The organism is Mycobacterium paraffinicum (genome assembly GCF_001907675.1).
In the GTDB taxonomy this organism is placed as follows: domain Bacteria; phylum Actinomycetota; class Actinomycetes; order Mycobacteriales; family Mycobacteriaceae; genus Mycobacterium; species Mycobacterium paraffinicum_A.
On the sequence record NZ_MPNT01000010.1, the window covers coordinates 98,335 to 114,492 of the forward strand.

The window sequence follows — 16,158 nt, forward strand, 5'->3', positions numbered from 1 at the left end:
TGACTCGCTGACCGGTCAGGCCGAGACGGGCTTCTTCGCCGGCGCGGACACCTTCATGAGTTTCATCAGGTTGCCGCCCATGATCTTGGCGACGTCCGCCTCGTCGAAGTCGGTCAGCTCGTCAACGAAGGAAATGGGGTCCTTCAGGCCCTCGGGGTGCGGCCAGTCGGAGCCGAACAACACCCGGTCGGTACCCACCATCTTGACGATCTCGGTGAACCGGTCCTCCCAGAAGGGGGTGATGTAGACGCAGCGCTTGAACGCCTCGATCGGGTCCTCGCTGAACGACTGCGGCATTTTCTTGTAGACGCCCTTGAGGCCCCGGAACAGATCCGGCACCCAGTCGGCGCCGTTCTCGATGGACAGGATCCGCAGCTCGGGGTTGCGGGACAGCGCGCCGTGGCATACCAGGGCGCCCATCGCGTCCAGGATCGGCCGGTGGCCCATCACGAAGCTGCGGAACGGGGTCGGCTTGAACGGCAGGAACTCGTCGCCGGGTTCCCACACGTTCGCGAACTCCGAATAGCCGCTGTCCGAGGCGTGCATCGACACGGGGAGCTCGGCCTTGATGCAGGCCTGCCAGAACGGGTCGAACTCTTCGAGGCCGAACGACCGGCTGCCCTTGTAGCCGGGCACCGGCGCCGGGCGCACCAGGACCGTGCGTGCACCGCGCTCCAGGCACCATTCGAGTTCTTCGAGGGCCCGTTCGACGATGGGCAACGTGATCACCGGGGTGGCGAAGATGCGGTCCTGATAGTTGAACGACCACTGTTCGTACATCCACTGGTTTAGCGCGTGGATGACGTCGTGGGTCATCTCCGGGTCGTCCTTCATGCGCTCCTCGACCAGGCTGGCCAGGGTCGGGAACATCAGGGCGTAGTCGATGCCGAGCTCGTCCATGACCTCGAGCCGCGCGCCCGGTTCACGGAAGGCGGGGATGGCCTTCATCGGCTCGCCGAGGATCTCGCGGTAGGTCTTGCCCTGCGCGCCGTTGCGGAAGTAGTCCTCCTGCGCGCCGGGGCGCGCCACCACCTCGAACGTCGGGTTGGGGATGTATTCGCTGATGTGGCCGCGCACCACGATCTTGGTGCGACCGCGTACCTGGACGTAGTCGATGACGCGCTTGCGATTTTCCGGCAGGAACTTGGTCAGCGCTTCCTGCGGCTCGTACATGTGGTTGTCCGCGTCGAACACGGGGAAGGAAAGTTCGCGAGACGGCATGGCGATCTCCTCGGGACAAATCTCGGGTTCTCAGTAGGTGGTAATGACGTTACCACCTACTGCTCGCCGCGTGTAGCGCTGCCAGCGGCCCGGTCGTCACACTGGCCTTACGCTCGGCGCCTAGGTGCCCGGCCAGCTGGGCAGCTCCGGCGTCGTTCCGTTGATGACGGCGAAATTCACGGTCGCCGTCGCGACGAGCTCGTCCGCGTCGCCGTAGATGTCCACCTGCATCACCATCGCCCGCCGCCCGGACCGCAGCATCCGGGGCACCGCGTACGCGGAGCCCTGCCGGATCGGGCGCAGGTAACGAATGAAGAGGTCCGCCGTCGTCATCGTGGTGTCCGGCTGCAGGTAGCCCAGGCCGAAGTGGCCGCCCGCCACGTCGACGAGCGTCGCGATCAGGCCGCCCTGCAACGCGCCCGAAGTGTTGACGACGGCCGGGCTGACCGGCATCGTCATCGCGAATTCGCCGTTGCGGGTGCCCGGCCGCATGCCGATCTGGGCGAACAGCTCGGCCAGCGATGGCGAGCTCGCTTCTTCGCCACTGTCACGAATGCCCAGGGCGCGACTGCAGAACTCATACAGGTGTCCGACGTCGACCGGGGCTCCGACCAATTCCGTTCCCAGCCAATGCAATCGCTGCGCGCCCATCACCGCCTGCATGACGATCGCGGACGCCGCCCCGACGTCCAGCCCCGGGTCGAAGACGCCCTCGGTGATGCCCTGTCCGACGATGTCGTGGATCAGTCGATGCAGGGGCGAAAGCACCCGGGCGTAATCGCGGGGACGGGTCTCGGCCAGGTGCTGGTTGTAGAGGGTCAATGCACGATTGAGGCTGTCTTGGGTGCTCGATTCGGGTTGCTGGCCGATGCGGTCGATCACCAGCTTGAGCGCCGCGGTGCTGTCCAGCCCCTCGGTCTCGGCGCGCCAGGCCTCGACCGAGTGGGCGATGGTCCGGTCGAACAGCGCCAGCAATAACTCATCCTTGCTGCTGAAATGCTGGTAAAAGGCGCGCAGCGAGGTCTTGGACCGGGCGACGACCTCCTGCACCGTGAAGTCGGTGCGCCCGGTTTCGCCGAGGATCTCGACGGCCGTCTTGATGAAGCGGTCGCCGCGTGTCACTCCGACGTCGTCGCCAAGGTCGGCCATCAGCGCTTCGTCCCCTTCCTCGGCGCGGTGCTCGCGCTATGAGAATGAGGTTACCGCCCACCCGGCCGGCGGGCGCCTATGCCCTGGGGCAGAAAATCCCGAGGATCTGCTGGCAGTTGTCTTTGTTGATCAGGGCCGGCGGGGGCGGCGGCTTGGGCGGCGGGTTGTCCCCGTCCCAGATCATGCTGGACACGTTGCCCATCCCGGGCCACAGGTAGTAGTAGGTGTGGCACACGTTCATGTCCCAGCCCCGAAACGGGTCGGTTACGTGGTTGCCGGTGGCCGGCAGGGGTTGCCCCGGGCACCACTGGTGCGCTGGGCCCCAGTCCGGGTTGTCAGCCTGGGCCGGGCCCGCGGCGAGCCCGGTGCCGGTGACCGCCAGGCCGCCCGAGAGCAGTGCGCCGGCAAGGACCTTCTTCCACGTGCGGGTGTTCTTCAAGACGCTTCCTTTCGCTGTGTGATTGGCGAAAGTCTCGCGTCCGTCTTCGGTTACCGATCCCAATTACGGCGCGAAAGCAACCGAAGCCGGCAAGTGCACCGGCGTGCTGCGCACCCCGTCCTCGGCGACGAGCCGATCGAATAAATCACTCCGCCGGTGGGCCCGCTGTGGCACGGTTGGGATGTGTCGAGCAATGCCCTGCCTACCGCGGTAACCCTGCTGGCTGTCGGAACCGTCCTGTCCGCGCCGCCCGCCGCCGCCGACCAGGACAACTATGTGGCCTTCCTGTCTCCCTCGCGCAACATCAGCTGCGAAATCGACTACCAGCGCCGGGGCATCCCCGACGAGGCGTTCTGCTTCAGCATCTCTCCGCCGCAGTCGGTCACTATGGATGCCGCCGGCGTGCTGTCGCGCTGCACCGGTGAGGGGTGTCTGGCCAACCCGCCCGAAGGCACGCCGAGCCTCGGGTACGGAAACACGGCAGGAGCGGGGCCGTTCAGCTGCCGGTCCGAGACGGACGGCGTCACGTGCACTGTGGCCTCGGGTCGCGGCTTCACCATATCCAACGCCGGGATAACGGCGGTGGGCTGAGTTTCGGCTTTCAGCCGCCCCGCGCCTCGATCATCGCCGAGCGGTTGACCTTTGTTGCCGCGGTGCGGGGAATCGCGTCCACGAACTCCACCGTCTTGGGCGCCTTGTAGTGGGCGAGCCGGCTCTTGGCGTACTCGATCACGTCCTCTTCGGTGAGCGTCGCGTCGTCGGCGAGCTGCACCACCGCGTGCACCCGACGTCCCCACTGCGGGTCGGCGAGGCCGATGACGACGACATCGGCGATGCCGGGATGCCCCGCCAGGGCCGACTCCACCTCCGCGGGAAACACATTCGCGCCGCCGGTGATGATCATGTCGACGCGGCGGTCGACGATGTAGAGGTAACCGTCCTCGTCCAGGTAGCCGATGTCACCGGCGGACCGGAAGCCGTCTTCCGTCGCCGGTAACGGCGCCGCGCCGCCCACGTAGCGCGATCCCGCGCTCATCGGCGCGCGAAGATAGATCTCGCCGTGTTGGCCGGGACCGAGCTGTTTGGTTCCGGCGTCGAGAATTCGGATCTCGGTTTCCCGGAATCCGCGGCCGACGCTGCCCGGATGAGCGAGCCACTCGTCGCCCCGCAACGCGGTGAGCCCGAGATTCTCGGTCATGCCGTACGCCGACACGATCTGCTCCGGGCTCAGCAGCTCGAACCACGTGTGCATCAGCGACGGCGGCATCACCGCGGCGCCCTGCAGGATGAACACGATGCTGGACAGGTCGCGCTGCCGGACGTCCGGTCGGGCCGCGATGCGGGCCAGCATCGTGGGCGTGGCCGTGAAGTTGGTGATTTTGAAGCGTTCGATCACGTCCAGTGCCAGTGCGGCGTCGAACTTTTCGAGTATCACCAGGTGGTCGCCGGCCAGCAGGAAGAAGAAGGTGGCGAAGCCGTTGGTGTGGTACATGGGTGCGGGCACCATGATGGTCTGCGGCTGTGCCACGGGCGTCCAGTTCGACAGGAATGGTTCGCCGTGCTGCGGGGTCCACAGCGAGGGCGCCAGGCTGAGGATGACCTTCGGTATGCCGGTCGAGCCGCTGCTGCAGATGCCGTTGACGTTGGGGGAGACCGCCTCGGGCAGGGGGCCGGTGGGCTCGGCCCCGGCTTGAGCCTCGAGGCGCCACCGACTCGTCTCGTCGACGACGACGACGGGATCGATCACCTCGCGTACCCGGTCTCGCTCCCATTCGGGCAGGTCCCAGTGCATGGGAACGGGAACGGCGCCGATCTTCCAGCAGCCCAGCGTGGCCAGCACCAGGTGCATCGAGTTCGGGATCGCCAGCGCGACAAGGGAACCGGTCTCGGCGCCGTTGGCGGCAAGCGCGCGCCCCCATTGGTTGGCGTGGGCGTCGAGCTCACCGAACGTCAGCGACTGCGCGGTGCCGTCGAGGGCGACGATGGTGACCCCGGTGTCGCCACCGCGCTCCTCGGCGAGCTGACGAAGCTTGGCGCCGAATGGGATTCCCTCCGCCAACGGGTTCGCCGCCCCGTCGGCCGCGATCGGTTCGGTGGTGTTCACGCCGATACCGGCCCGCTGAACAATGTCTCCAGGGAGCCGTCCGGGACACCCGGGATGAGGCGCAGTGCGAGCGCCTCGGCGCCCAGCGGCAAGCGGATCAGCGGTTGCGTGTGCCGGTCGAGCACGCTGACGTCGGACTCGTCGCAGAAGCCGAGGGCGCCGAGCAGCTGATGAGAGGTGCGCAGCACCTGACGCGCGGTGTCGGACGCCTTCAGTCGCAGGACGAGTGCGTCCGCCGACCGCACCTGCAGCGGTAGCGACTCCGGCCGACAGACGGTGTATTTGGCCAACTCGTGCAGCCCACGCACGGCGACGGCGGCCTCCGCGATGGCGAACCTGACGGCCTGGAAATCCGCCAGCGGCTTACCGAACTGAACGCGGGCGCGCACATGATCCGTGACGATCTGCAGCGCCTGTTGCACCGACCCCAGGATCCGCCATGATCCGAGCACGAGGTGAAGGTTAACGTCGTCGCTCGGGATGGTTCCATCGGGTGCGCCGAGGGAAGCCGGCACCAGGAACGGCCCGAGTTTGGCGCTGGTCCGCGACGCCGGCTCTGGCCGGTAGCGGTTGCCGTCCAAGTCGGCGGCGATCCAGTCACCCGGTAGGTCGCCGTGGTCGATGCGTGGCGCCTCGGGGTTGACCAGGGCAAGGCGGGCGCCGTCGACCGTGAGCAACTCCTCGACAAGGGGATAGGGCAACACCGTCGCGCCGGCGGCCCGGCACAACACGGCGGCGGCCAGCAGGTCGTCGGGCGCGGACCGGACATCGAGCTCGAACGCGCCGACCTCGCGCAGGGCCTCGCGCGCGGCGTCCCGGATGCCGTCGTCGGTCTCGGCGCGTAACGCCGCTTGCGGCCCGCCCAGCCGGGCGAACCGCTTGGCCGCGACGGCGGCGAAGTCGCTGATGTCTTGTGGCAGATCAGTTTTCACCGGTGTTCTCCCAACACGTCCCGGGCCACCAACATCTTCTGCACTTCGATGGTGCCCGATGCGACGGTGGCGGCCTGTGCGTAACGCCAATGGTCCTCGATCGCGCCGTGCAACGCGGCGCCGCTGCCGCTGTCCAGCGCTGTCGGGCCCAGCACGTCGAAGAGGAGTTCGGCGACCTGTTGGTCGCATGTGGTGGTGGCGATGCGGGCGGCGCTGGCCGCGGCGCCCGCGGCCGGATCGTCCTGCAACGACACGGCCCGGTAGGCCAGCAACCGCGCCACCCGAAGATCGACGAGCGCCCGAACCCAGCGGGAGCGGAGCGATTCGGGCAGCGCGGACCAGTCGTCGCCGAGTTGGGTACACATCCGGTCGAGCAATGACTCGCAGCGCGCGTAGCGGGCGATGCCGACGCGCTCGAATGCCAGCGCCTCGCGCATCACGCGCCAACCGTCGCCCACGTCGCCGAGGACGTCACCGGGAAAGGCCTGCACGTCGTCGAGGAACATCTCGTTGAGGTGGTGCGGGCCCAGCATGGACCCGATCGGCCGGACGGTGAGGCCGGGACGGTCCATCGGAATCAGAAAGAGGCTGAGCCGCTTGGGCTTTGGCGCCTCGGGGTCGGTGCACGCCGCCAGCACACACCAGGACGCCATCTGCGCATAGGATGTCCACACCTTCTGGCCGGTGATGCGCCAACCGTCCCCGTCCGGCACCGCGCGGGTGCGGAGTGAGGCGAGGTCGGTACCCGCCTCCGGCTCGGAGAAGCCCTGGCACCAGATCACGTCGCCGGCGGCGATGGCCGCCAGGTGTTTGGCCTTCTGTTCGGCCGTCCCGTAGCGCATCAGCGCGGGGCCGACCCAGTTGATTCCCATGTACTGGGGGCCGCGCGGCTCGTGCTGGGCCCACATCTCCTCGCGCAGCACCGTCTGCTGCCAGACCGAACCACCGCCGCCGCCATGCTCTTTCGGCCAGGCCAGCGCCAGCAAGCCCTCGGCCGCCAGCAGTTTGCAAAACGTCTCGGTGGTGGCCAGATCCCGGGGGTTCTCGGTGCAGGCGCCCAGGAAATCGGCGGGGATGTGGTTGGCCACCAGTTCGCGCAGGTGGTGCCGCAGTTGTGCGGCGTCGTCGCCGAGGTCGTAATCCATCGTTGTCATCCCTTCGGCAGCCCGAGCACCCGCTCGGCGATGATGTTGCGCTGGACCTCCGATGTCCCGCCGTAGATGGTCGCGGCGAGCGCATCCTGGCGCTCGAAGAGCAGATCCGGGTCGCTCAGCGACCGCATTCCTTCGGCGGCCGCGGCGAGCTCCCAAACACGCTGCAGGGTAACGGATCCGAGCAGCTTCATGGTGTCGGCTTCGGGGCTCGGTCGTCCGGCCAGTTCGTTGCCCAGGGCGCGGTATCCGGTGGCGCGCAACGCCTCGGCGTCGGCAAGCAGGGAGCCGAGTTCAACGCAGATGTCCGCGGTCGGCCGCGCCCTGCGCACCGACTCGAGGCCGCGCATGATCTCGACCCAGTTCATGATCCAGATCATCTGGCGTTCGTGATGCAGCGACGAGAGGGCGACGTTCCACCCGCCGTGCAGGGGCCCCAGCAGGTTATCGGCCGGCACCTCGACGTCGTCGAGGAAGACCTCGCAGAAGGTCTCGTCGGAGATCGACGCCATCCGGATGGGTTCGATTCGCACCCCGGGGGAGTGCAGATCGAGGATCAGGCAGGAAATCCCGCGGTGTTTAGGCGCCTCCGGGTCGGTGCGGGCATACAGGGTGCACCACCGCGATTCGTGGGCTTGGGTGGTCCAGATCTTGTGCCCGTTGACCCGGAAGCTGTCCCCATCGCGTTCGGCGCGGGTGCGCAGGCCGGCGAAATCCGACCCGGCCTCCGGCTCGGACATGCCCAGCGCCCACCACTCGTCGCCGCGCAGCAGTGGGACAAGCAACCGCTCGATCTGGGCCGGGGTGCCGAACTGACGGATGCCGGGCGCGGCGACGTTGGGACCCGCGATGTTCGGCAGCTTCGGCGCCGAGCGCATCGCCGCCTCGAGCCGGACCTCCATCGCGTCGCGCAAGCCGAGCGATCGACCGCCGTGTTCTGGCGGCCAGGTCGGCTGGATCCATCCGGCCTCGAAGGCCGCCCGCTGGTAAGCGCGCCGCAGGGTCAAATCCCAGCGGTATTCGCGATAGTTCTCGTAGTAGTCGTTCGGCAGAAAGTCCGTCAACCAGGTGCCGAACTCGTCGACCACCGCGGTCATGCCGCGCCTCCCGCGAACCGCCGGCCGACCTCGTGGTAGAGGGCTCGGCTGTCGCCCAGCATCGCGGCGGCCTGCCAGGCGCGCCGGACGTAGAGGTGGGCGTCGTGCTCCCAGGTCTGCCCAAGCGCGCCGTGCACCTGGACCGCGGTCCTCGCGCAGTTGGTGGCCGCCTCGCCGGCCGCCGCTTTCGCGAGTGCCGCAGTGGTCCACGCGTCCGCGGGCGCCGTGGTCGGGTCGCTCAGCCGGGCCGCCGCGGCGTAGGTGAGACTGCGGGCGCGCTCCAACCCGACGTAGTTGTCGGCCAGCGCGTGCTTGATCCCCTGGAACGCGCCGATCGGCGTGCCGAACTGGCGGCGCGTTTTCGCGTGCTCGACGGCCCGGTTCAAGGCGGCGCTCGCCGTGCCGACCAGGTCGGCGGCCGCGGCCACCAACGGCGCCGTCAACGCCCACTCGGTGTCGACCGGCGCGGTGACCAACGGCTCGGCGTCGACCTCGACGTCTGCCAGCGGCTGCGCGGGATCGGTCGACTCGCCCGGGAGCACGGTCACCCCGTCGCTGCAGCGGGCGACCGCCACCACGGTGCCATTGGGGTCGGTGTCGGCGTGCGCCAGCGTGACGAGCAGCTCGGCGCGCGACAGGTTGGGGACGGCGACGGCCCGCCCCCGCAGGCGTCCCGCGCGCAACGTCATCGGCGCCCCAGGCAGTCGAGACCCCTTGGGGTGCACGGCCAGTGTGGCGACCACACCGCCGGCGATGTCGCCGAGGACCGCGTCGAGGCCCGCGCCCCGCAACGCGCCGGCGGCCAGCCCGACACTGCTCAACAGCGGGATCGGCGCGATGGCGGCACCGCATTCCTCGAGCACCACCGCGAGCTCGACCGGTCCGTAGTCGCCGGTCCCCGGGTCTGCCAGTTCGGTCCAACCGAGGTCGACGACGGTCTTCCATAGCGTGCGCCACCGCTCCGGATCCGTCATCGCCTGCCGGGCGGAGTCGGGCGGGCACTCGGTACGCAGGATGTCGCGCACGGCCTCGCGCAGCGACAGCTGCTCGGCGTTCAGTCCAACATCCATAAGACCCCTAACATAATAAAAATAGTAAACTAGCGGCCCGGTTCGCAATCGCAAGGGAATAGACGTATGGGTGGGCGCATGGTCGAGTGGTATTTGTTCCTGCCGCAGGTGCGGCTCTCGGCGGCCGACATCGTCGAGCGCGCCCGCCACGCCGAGGGCAGCGGATTCGACGGCGTGGCGTTCATCGATCATCTCGAGGCGCCAGGGCTGCCCGACGAAAGCATCTGGGAGGCCATGGGCATTGCCAGCTGGGTGGCGGCCAAGACGGAGCGGCTGCGAATCGGTCACCTGGTGCTGTGCGACGCTTTTCGTCACCCGGCCGTGCTGGCCAAACAAGCCGTCACCCTGTCGGACGCATCCGAGGGCCGGTTCGATCTGGGGCTGGGTGCCGGCTCCTGGCCCGCGGAGTTCGCCAGATTCGCTGTGGGTCAAGAGGACCCGAAGGCCAGGGTCGCACAACTCGGGCGCAATCTCGAGCTGATCCGGGAGTACTGGGGCGATGAGACGGGGGAGACCGTGCAGTCCCCCCGCAGGTCCCATCCGATACCGCTGGTCCTCGGGGGAACCGGGCCCAGGATGATGGAACTCGTTCGTAGGCATGCGGATTGGTGGAATGTGCCGGCGAACCACCTCGACCGACTGTCCAAGCTGGCCGCCGAAGCGGGGCCGGCCCAGGTGTCGATCCAGCAGATGGTGGGATTTGTCCGGGCGGGGGACGATCCGAAGGCGGTGCGCGAGGTGAGCGCTCGCCGATTCGGCAACCTGGGCGCGGGTCTGGCGTGCGGCGACGCCGACGAGCTGATCGGCCACTTCGGCGGTCTGGCCGCCCAGGGGGTCGAGCGGTTCTACGTGTGGTTCGCCGACTTCGCTAAGCCTGATTCCCTGCACGAGTTCGGCGAATCGGTGATCAAGGCGTTCCCTGGCGGCGCCGCCGCGCCTCGGTAGGAACGACCGGCGGCCGGGCGAACGGCCCGCGCTGCACCGCGCTGAGCCGGACCTCGGGCAGGTCGACGGACGGGTCGACGGTGTCCAGCCACGCGACGGCGTCCGCCACATCGGATACCCGAATCGCGTACATCTCGAAAGGCACCTCCTGGAGCATCTCGGTCTCCACCGGGCCGGGCGTCACGATGTGCACGGCGATGCCGTCGCGGTCGACCTCCAGCGCCAGGGCGCGGGCGAACGCGTTCATGCCGGCCTTCGACGCCGAGTAGGCGGTGCGGGCCATCATCGGTTCGTGCGCCGCCGACGACGAGATGAACACGAACCGCGAACCCGCACGCATCCTTGGCAACGCGGCGGAGGTGACCACGAAGCACGAGTCCAGGTTGGCCGAGATGATGGTCCGCCACTGCTCGAACGTCTGCTTGCGAGCGTACGTTCCGCCCAGCGTTCCCGCCGCGTGGACGACCAGATCGATGCGCTCCAAAGCGCTTGTGGCCGTGACGAATCCGTCCGGATCCGAGGCGTCGGCCACCACGTGACGCGCGCCAATCTCCTCGGCGGCGGCCCGCAACGGGGCCTCGCGGCGCGCCGTCAGCACCACGTCGTAACCCAGTTCGGCCAACTTGCGACCGCACGCTTTGCCGATCCCGCCGCTGCCGCCGGTGACCAATGCGGTTCTCAAGGGGCGCCTCTTACGGTTGCCGGAAATCCCGCGTCCGCGACAAAGCCTGCGGCGACAGCGCGTGGATACGTTGGTCGTGCCGATCGGAGAGCACGTACGTCTGCGTGTCGGCGAGGTGGCGACCCGCGATGCGGCGCGCCCGGTCGACGTCGCCCTCGGCGATGGTCTCGGTCAGCTTGACATGCGTGCCGAGGACGGCGCGGCGTTGAGCCAGGGAGGGGTAGGTGCCGCGCGCCGCGCTCTCGTCCGCCCACTGTTGTTCGTGGCTGGTCCACAGCGACTCCAAGCTGCCGACAACCGCGATGATGGTGTGGTTTCCGCACCCGCGCACCACGAGATCGTGGAATTCCCGCCCGATTTCGGTGAACAGCGCGCCGTCCTCAATGTTTTCGGCCATCGCGTCGTTCACCCGGTTGAGTTCTGGGACCAAGGTGTCCGCGCGGTCCGGACGCCGGGCGGCCAGGGCGGCGCACGCGGGCTCGAGTTCCTGCAACGCCATTCCGAGGTCGGCGACCGCGACCGACTCGCTCTGCAGCAAAAGCCCGAGCATGTACGCGGCGCTGGTCTTCGCCGGCGCGTGCACGACGGCACCGCCGCGATTACCCCGCCGGACCGACACCAGGCCCTCGGTCTCGAGGATGCGCAGCGCTTCGCGCAGCGAAACCAGGCTCACGTTGAACTGCTCGACGAGTACCTCTTGCCGCGGCAAAAGGTCGCCGTCCGCCAGGTCGCCGTTGATAATCTGGCGGCGCAGCTCGTCGGCTACGATCTCAGCGATCCGCGGCGCCGACAATCGGCGACGGGCGTCGGGCCCAATTCCCAAGTCGGTCATCCGATCCTCGAAACCAATCAACTCGCTGGCTTAGCTATTTTAGCAGTAATGGTATAAATAGCTTCTTCGATCGCGTGTCGATCGGGAGGGCGGGTGTAAGTGAGCGAGCGGTCCGACAGCCGACCCACACCGCTGCACGACCTGCGTGTCGTCGAGATCAGTGACCGGATCGCCGGCAGCTACTGCGGGAAGCTGCTGGCCGATGCCGGCGCGCAGGTGCGCAAAATCGAACCGCCGCAGGGCGATTGGTTGCGCGACTACTCCGCGACGCGATCGCCGGTGCCCGACGGCGAGAGCTCGCCCTTTTTCGCGTACCTGAACGCCGGCAAGCGCAGCATGACGTGCTCGCCCGGCTCCGCACGGTTTTCCGCGGAACTGGCCGCGGCGGACGTGGTGGTGATCACGGCCGGCCGCGAGCGGGCCGCGTCGCTGGGCGTCGAGCCGCAGCGGTTGATCGCCGCGGCTCCGGATGCGGTCGTCGTCACGATCTCCGACTTCGGCTGGACCGGACCGTACGCCGGGCGGGCCGCCAGCGAATTCACCCTGCAGGCGTGGGCGGGCTCGCCCGGCTTCCGCGGTGACCCGGCCGGGCCGCCGATCTCCATAGGCGGCGACCTCGGGGAGTACATGGGCGGGGTGTATGCCGCGTTCGGCGTGCTGGCCGTGCGTCGCCGCGTCGAACGCGGCGGACCCGGCGAGCACCTCGACCTGTCCATGCTCGAGGCGTTGACCGCGATGCAGAGCAGCGAATGGCTGCACTCTCAGTTGCTGCGCGTGCCGCCGATCCGCCGCACGCTCGAAGTCCCGTCCATCGAACCCGCCAAGGACGGCTACGTCGGGATCACCATGGTGACCGGCCAGCAATGGCTCGACTTCGTCGCGATGGTCGGATGCCCGCAGCTCGAGGAGATCGAACAGCTGCGCTTCCAGATCGGCCGGTGGGCGTACCGCGACCTGATCCGCGAACAGATCGGCCCCTGGCTGGCCGAGCGGACCGTCCAGGAGATCGTCGAGCTCGGCCAGCTGTTCCGGTTGCCCATCGCGGCGCTGGGTAACGGCTCCACGATCCGGGGGATGGAGTACGTGACTGCGCGCGGGGCCTTCGTCCGCAACCCCGCCGGGTTTCATCAGCCCCGGGCGCCGTGGCTGATGTCGAAGTGCGCGCCCGCCCCGCTGCGCTGCACCCCTGTGCTGGGTGAGGCTGACGATGAAAATCCTTGGCCCCCAAGGGAAATCACTCCGACGCCGTCGGCGACGGAATTGCCGCTGGCCGGTGTGCGCATCGTCGACCTGACCGCGTTCTGGGCCGGTCCGGCGGCGACCCACCTACTGGCCGCGTTCGGCGCCGACGTCGTCAAGGTGGAATCGATACAGCGGCCCGACGGCATTCGCTACTCGGGCGGCATGCGCACCGACGTCGACGATTGGTGGGAGTACGGCTGGGTGTTCCACGCCATGAACACCAACAAGCGTTCGGTGACACTGGATTTGGGATCCGAGGACGGGCGGCGCCTGTTCACCGAGCTGGCCGCCGGCGCCGACGTGGTGATCGAGAACTTCTCACCTCGCGTGATGGAACAATTCGGGCTGACCGCCGAGGTGCTGCTGGACGTCAACCCCAGGCTCGTGGTCGCCAGGATGCCGGCCTTCGGGCTGGACGGGCCCTGGCGAGACCGGGTCGGATTCGCCCCGACCATGGAGCAGATCGCCGGCCTGGCGTGGGTGACCGGGTTGCCCGACACCCCGCCGGTCACGCCGCGCGGGGCGTGCGACCCGCTGGCCGGTGTGCACGCCGCTTTCGCCGTGCTGGCCGCGCTGAACTTCGCCGAACGCACGGGCACGGGCCAGCTGGTCGAGCTGCCGATGCTCGAAACGGTGTTGAACGCCACCGCGATACAGGCAATCGAATCCGAGGTCTTCGGCACGATGCTGGACCGGCGGGGCAACCGCGGTTTCGGCCACGCGATTCAGAACATCTACCGCTGCGCCGGGGAAGACGATTGGATCGCGGTCACCGTGCGCAACGACCGGCAGTGGGCGGCGTTGGCCGAGCTGATGGATCGACCGGCCTGGTGTGAGGAGGAGCTGTCTACCGTCGCCGGGCGGCTTCAGCGGGCCGACGACATAGATCGCCGGCTGGCGGCGTGGTTCGGCCGGCAACCCCTTGGCCCGACGGTGGAGCGCTTGGCCGCCGCGGGCATACCCGCCGCTCCGGTGGTGTCGCCGTCGCTCGTCACCGACAATCCCCAACTACGCCACCGCGGCTTCCTGGAGACGCTGCACCACCCCCGCACCGGCGCGGGCCTCTACCCCTGCCCACCGTTCGCCCGGCTCGCCGGACAGGACAAGTGGCTGCGGCGACCACCGCCGCGGTTGGGCGAGCACAATGAGGACATACTGCGTGATCGGTGCGGGCTGACCGACGAAGAACTGACGCGCCTCGCGAGCAGCGGGGTGATCGGGACCCGACCCAAGGGCCTCTAGAGAAGTGGAGGGCATCTGATGCGTGTGACGGTTGACGAAAGCCTGTGCGAGGCCAACGGTTTCTGCGAATCGCTGGCGCCGGAAGTCTTCGAGCTGGGCGACGAGGACGTGGTGCAGATCGCGGACGGCCCCGTGCCGCCGCGGCTGGAGATCGACGTGCGTGCCGCGGTGGACCAGTGCCCCAAGGCCGCGCTGCGGCTGATCGACTGACGCCGCGCGCACATGTCGGTGGCGCACCATAGACTGCGTCTATGTCGTCGCGAGATATGGCCAAGTACGCGGCGATGCGGCCCTACTTCGAAGTGGTCGCTGGGGGTTTGAGTGGCTTGGTCGACGGGACGGACTTCTTCGACATGCACGCGGAAGACGTGGTGGTCGAATACGTCATCACCGTCCCGGACTACCCGCGCCGCATCGTCGGCCGCGAAGCGCTGGCCGAGCTGTACTCCGACTACGGGGATTCGATCGTCCAGAGCGGCAGCAGCGACGTGTACCGCTATTACGACCCGGAGAAGTCGGTGGTGATTCTCGAGTACACGATGCACGGGACGGTGGTGCGCACGGGCGCGCCGTACGTCAACCGATTCATCTCGGTGATCACCGTGAAGGACCGCAAGATCGTGCACTGGCGTGACTACCTGGACCCATTGGCCGTCCTCGCGGCCTTCGGGGATTCGCCGCCACCCTATTGAGCTTCTAACGCCGTTCCGTCAGCGAGATCGACATCTCGTCGTAGATCGACATGTTTGTCATCAGGTTCGGAAACGCCACCGTGGCCGGCCCGATCGCGATGTCGTCGCAGCGCAGCAGCAGCTCGTCGAACACCGCGCGGAGTTCCGCCCGCGCGAGCATGGCACCAAGGCAGTGGTGCGGTCCGCCGCCGCCGAAAGCCACGTGCGGATTGGGTTGACGGCCGATGTCGAAGGTGAACGGCGAGGAAAAGACCTCATCGTCGCGGTTCGCCGAACGCAGCATCGACACCACGCGCTCGCCCTTGGCGATGTGCTGGCCGTCCATCTCGACGTCGACCTTGGCGGTGCGCGTCCAGTAGGCCACCGGCGATGCCCAGCGCAACACCTCCTCGACCGCTGTCGCGCGCAGGCTTTCGTCCCTCCGATAGCGCTCGATCTGCTCAGGGTTGGCCAGAAAGGCCTGCAGCCCGATCGCGAGGGCGTTCTTGGTGGTGTCGCTGCCCGCGAAAGCCAGGACGAAGAAGAAGAATTCGAGTTCGTTGGGGGGCAACCTGAATTCCACACCGTCATCGCTGGTGACCACCGCCGACGCCAGTGTGCTCCAGATGTCGTCGGTGGGGTTACGCCGCTTCTGGGCGGTCAGCTCCATGGCGTAGTCGAAAACCGAGGCGAAGAGCTCGAGCTCCACCTGCCCGGACGGGCGGGCTTCGGGCGCAAGCGCCTTCAGGATGCGGTCGAAGAGGTCGAAGACGCGCGGTCGGTCCTCCTCGGGGATGCCGATGATGTCGCCGATCACCGTCATCGGCAATGCGTCGGCGACGTCCTCGATCCAATCGCCGCCGCCCGCTGCGAGCAGGTCGTCGATCATCCGTGCCGCACGCGCGCGGATGCCGTCCTCCAGCTTGGCGATCGCTCGCGGATTGAACGCATTAGAGATGAGTTTGCGGCGTTTGTTGAGGTCCGGGGGGTCCAGCGTGATGATCGTTGGCGACGACGAGAACATGGCGACCGGCTGGATGAGCGGGCCGTCGGCCGCGGTGAACGACTCGGTGTCCCGGTGCAGGCGAACGGCGTGCCGGTGTTTGGTCGCCACCCAGAAATCGCGGTGCACCGTCTTGGCGACGCCGGGAGTCAGTTCGTGCCGGAACAGTGGGCGGCTGTGCCGCAACTCCGCGAACACGTCGTCCGGAAAGCCGTTGCGCCACAGCGCGAAGTCGGAAAGGTCCACTGCCGCAGCCGTCATGTTCAAACCCCGCTCTGCCGGGCGCGCTTGGTGTCGCGTTGACGTTCAATGCTTAAAATAGTAAAAATAGACGTTGTCGTCGAACCGCGGTGAGTGAAGGGCGGCCCAGTTGCGCTC

General features: G+C 68.0%; 16 protein-coding genes. 5 read left to right on the plus strand and 11 right to left on the minus strand.

Translation table 11 applies throughout. The annotated features are described in order from the left end of the window. Nucleotides 1-15: 15 nt before the first annotated feature. The 3 genes from BRW65_RS13180 to BRW65_RS13190 all read right to left on the minus strand — a co-directional run bounded on the left by BRW65_RS13180 (nt 16) and on the right by BRW65_RS13190 (nt 2,809). A complete protein-coding gene (locus BRW65_RS13180; RefSeq protein WP_073875267.1) occupies nt 16-1,221 on the minus strand; it encodes an amidohydrolase family protein in 1,206 nt (401 codons plus the stop codon). A gap of 120 nt (nt 1,222-1,341) precedes the next feature. Next, nucleotides 1,342-2,370 carry a hotdog fold thioesterase gene (locus BRW65_RS13185; protein WP_073875269.1) on the minus strand — a complete coding sequence of 343 codons (1,029 nt, stop codon included), beginning with the start codon at nt 2,368-2,370 and terminating at the stop codon, nt 1,342-1,344. A gap of 76 nt (nt 2,371-2,446) precedes the next feature. Further along, entirely contained in the window at nt 2,447-2,809 is a 363-nt protein-coding gene (locus BRW65_RS13190; RefSeq protein WP_073875271.1) for a hypothetical protein, read from the minus strand. 183 nt (nt 2,810-2,992) lie between these two features. Here BRW65_RS13190 and BRW65_RS13195 point away from each other — a divergent pair, with 183 nt between their 5' ends. Beyond that, nucleotides 2,993-3,400, plus strand: a complete 408-nt coding sequence (locus tag BRW65_RS13195; RefSeq protein ID WP_244168081.1) for a hypothetical protein — start codon at nt 2,993-2,995, stop codon at nt 3,398-3,400. 10 nt (nt 3,401-3,410) lie between these two features. Here the strand turns inward: BRW65_RS13195 and BRW65_RS13200 are convergent, their stop codons facing one another. From BRW65_RS13200 to BRW65_RS13220, 5 genes are read right to left on the minus strand one after another with little or no spacing between them, the layout of a single operon-like run. Beyond that, nucleotides 3,411-4,913 (minus strand): class I adenylate-forming enzyme family protein, encoded by a 1,503-nt coding sequence (locus tag BRW65_RS13200; RefSeq protein WP_073875273.1) that lies wholly within the window; start codon nt 4,911-4,913, stop codon nt 3,411-3,413. Beyond that, nucleotides 4,910-5,845 carry an acyl-CoA dehydrogenase family protein gene (locus tag BRW65_RS13205; RefSeq protein ID WP_073875275.1) on the minus strand — a complete coding sequence of 312 codons (936 nt, stop codon included), beginning with the start codon at nt 5,843-5,845 and terminating at the stop codon, nt 4,910-4,912. The genes BRW65_RS13200 and BRW65_RS13205 overlap by 4 nt, the downstream gene beginning before the upstream one ends. After that, a complete protein-coding gene (locus tag BRW65_RS13210) occupies nt 5,842-6,999 on the minus strand; it encodes an acyl-CoA dehydrogenase family protein (protein WP_208611804.1) in 1,158 nt (385 codons plus the stop codon). Before BRW65_RS13210 ends, BRW65_RS13205 begins: the two co-directional genes overlap by 4 nt. Next, entirely contained in the window at nt 6,996-8,093 is a 1,098-nt protein-coding gene (locus tag BRW65_RS13215) for an acyl-CoA dehydrogenase family protein (protein WP_073875277.1), read from the minus strand. The genes BRW65_RS13210 and BRW65_RS13215 overlap by 4 nt, the downstream gene beginning before the upstream one ends. Continuing rightward, nucleotides 8,090-9,163 (minus strand): acyl-CoA dehydrogenase family protein, encoded by a 1,074-nt coding sequence (locus tag BRW65_RS13220; protein WP_073875279.1) that lies wholly within the window; start codon nt 9,161-9,163, stop codon nt 8,090-8,092. The genes BRW65_RS13215 and BRW65_RS13220 overlap by 4 nt, the downstream gene beginning before the upstream one ends. A 78-nt stretch (nt 9,164-9,241) precedes the next feature. Here BRW65_RS13220 and BRW65_RS13225 point away from each other — a divergent pair, with 78 nt between their 5' ends. Further along, nucleotides 9,242-10,108 carry an LLM class flavin-dependent oxidoreductase gene (locus BRW65_RS13225; RefSeq protein WP_073875281.1) on the plus strand — a complete coding sequence of 289 codons (867 nt, stop codon included), beginning with the start codon at nt 9,242-9,244 and terminating at the stop codon, nt 10,106-10,108. Here the strand turns inward: BRW65_RS13225 and BRW65_RS13230 are convergent. Beyond that, complete coding sequence (locus BRW65_RS13230) at nt 10,071-10,790, minus strand: SDR family oxidoreductase (protein WP_073875283.1); 720 nt, start codon at nt 10,788-10,790, stop codon at nt 10,071-10,073. The two genes, BRW65_RS13225 and BRW65_RS13230, sit on opposite strands and share 38 nt — an antisense overlap. Before the next feature lie 10 nt (nt 10,791-10,800). Next, the gene (locus BRW65_RS13235) at nt 10,801-11,622 is read right to left on the minus strand and encodes a FadR/GntR family transcriptional regulator (protein WP_073875285.1); all 822 of its coding nucleotides are present in this window, start codon (nt 11,620-11,622) and stop codon (nt 10,801-10,803) included. Nucleotides 11,623-11,721: 99 nt separating this feature from the next. On the opposite strand from BRW65_RS13235, the gene BRW65_RS13240 reads away from it, so the two are divergent. From BRW65_RS13240 to BRW65_RS13250, 3 genes are read left to right on the plus strand one after another with little or no spacing between them, the layout of a single operon-like run. Beyond that, nucleotides 11,722-14,106 (plus strand): CaiB/BaiF CoA-transferase family protein, encoded by a 2,385-nt coding sequence (locus BRW65_RS13240; protein ID WP_073875286.1) that lies wholly within the window; start codon nt 11,722-11,724, stop codon nt 14,104-14,106. Between the two features lie 18 nt (nt 14,107-14,124). Beyond that, entirely contained in the window at nt 14,125-14,316 is a 192-nt protein-coding gene (locus BRW65_RS13245; protein ID WP_073875288.1) for a ferredoxin, read from the plus strand. Nucleotides 14,317-14,357: 41 nt separating this feature from the next. After that, complete coding sequence (locus BRW65_RS13250) at nt 14,358-14,798, plus strand: nuclear transport factor 2 family protein (protein WP_073875290.1); 441 nt, start codon at nt 14,358-14,360, stop codon at nt 14,796-14,798. Between the two features lie 4 nt (nt 14,799-14,802). Here BRW65_RS13250 and BRW65_RS13255 read toward each other — a convergent pair whose 3' ends face one another. Next, nucleotides 14,803-16,041, minus strand: a complete 1,239-nt coding sequence (locus BRW65_RS13255; RefSeq protein ID WP_073875292.1) for a cytochrome P450 — start codon at nt 16,039-16,041, stop codon at nt 14,803-14,805. Nucleotides 16,042-16,158 lie beyond the last annotated feature (117 nt).

What these genes read in the sequence shown, in the direction of transcription:
- BRW65_RS13180 (WP_073875267.1), bottom strand. Translation starts at nt 1,221, where the DNA reads ATGCCGTCTCGCGAACTTTCCTTCCCCGTGTTCGACGCGGACAACCAC.
- BRW65_RS13185 (WP_073875269.1), bottom strand. Translation starts at nt 2,370, where the DNA reads ATGGCCGACCTTGGCGACGACGTCGGAGTGACACGCGGCGACCGCTTC.
- BRW65_RS13210 (WP_208611804.1), bottom strand. Translation starts at nt 6,999, where the DNA reads ATGACAACGATGGATTACGACCTCGGCGACGACGCCGCACAACTGCGG.
- BRW65_RS13215 (WP_073875277.1), bottom strand. Translation starts at nt 8,093, where the DNA reads ATGACCGCGGTGGTCGACGAGTTCGGCACCTGGTTGACGGACTTTCTG.
- BRW65_RS13220 (WP_073875279.1), bottom strand. Translation starts at nt 9,163, where the DNA reads ATGGATGTTGGACTGAACGCCGAGCAGCTGTCGCTGCGCGAGGCCGTG.
- BRW65_RS13225 (WP_073875281.1), top strand. Translation starts at nt 9,242, where the DNA reads ATGGTCGAGTGGTATTTGTTCCTGCCGCAGGTGCGGCTCTCGGCGGCC.
- BRW65_RS13235 (WP_073875285.1), bottom strand. Translation starts at nt 11,622, where the DNA reads ATGACCGACTTGGGAATTGGGCCCGACGCCCGTCGCCGATTGTCGGCG.
- BRW65_RS13245 (WP_073875288.1), top strand. Translation starts at nt 14,125, where the DNA reads ATGCGTGTGACGGTTGACGAAAGCCTGTGCGAGGCCAACGGTTTCTGC.
- BRW65_RS13250 (WP_073875290.1), top strand. Translation starts at nt 14,358, where the DNA reads ATGTCGTCGCGAGATATGGCCAAGTACGCGGCGATGCGGCCCTACTTC.
- BRW65_RS13255 (WP_073875292.1), bottom strand. Translation starts at nt 16,041, where the DNA reads ATGACGGCTGCGGCAGTGGACCTTTCCGACTTCGCGCTGTGGCGCAAC.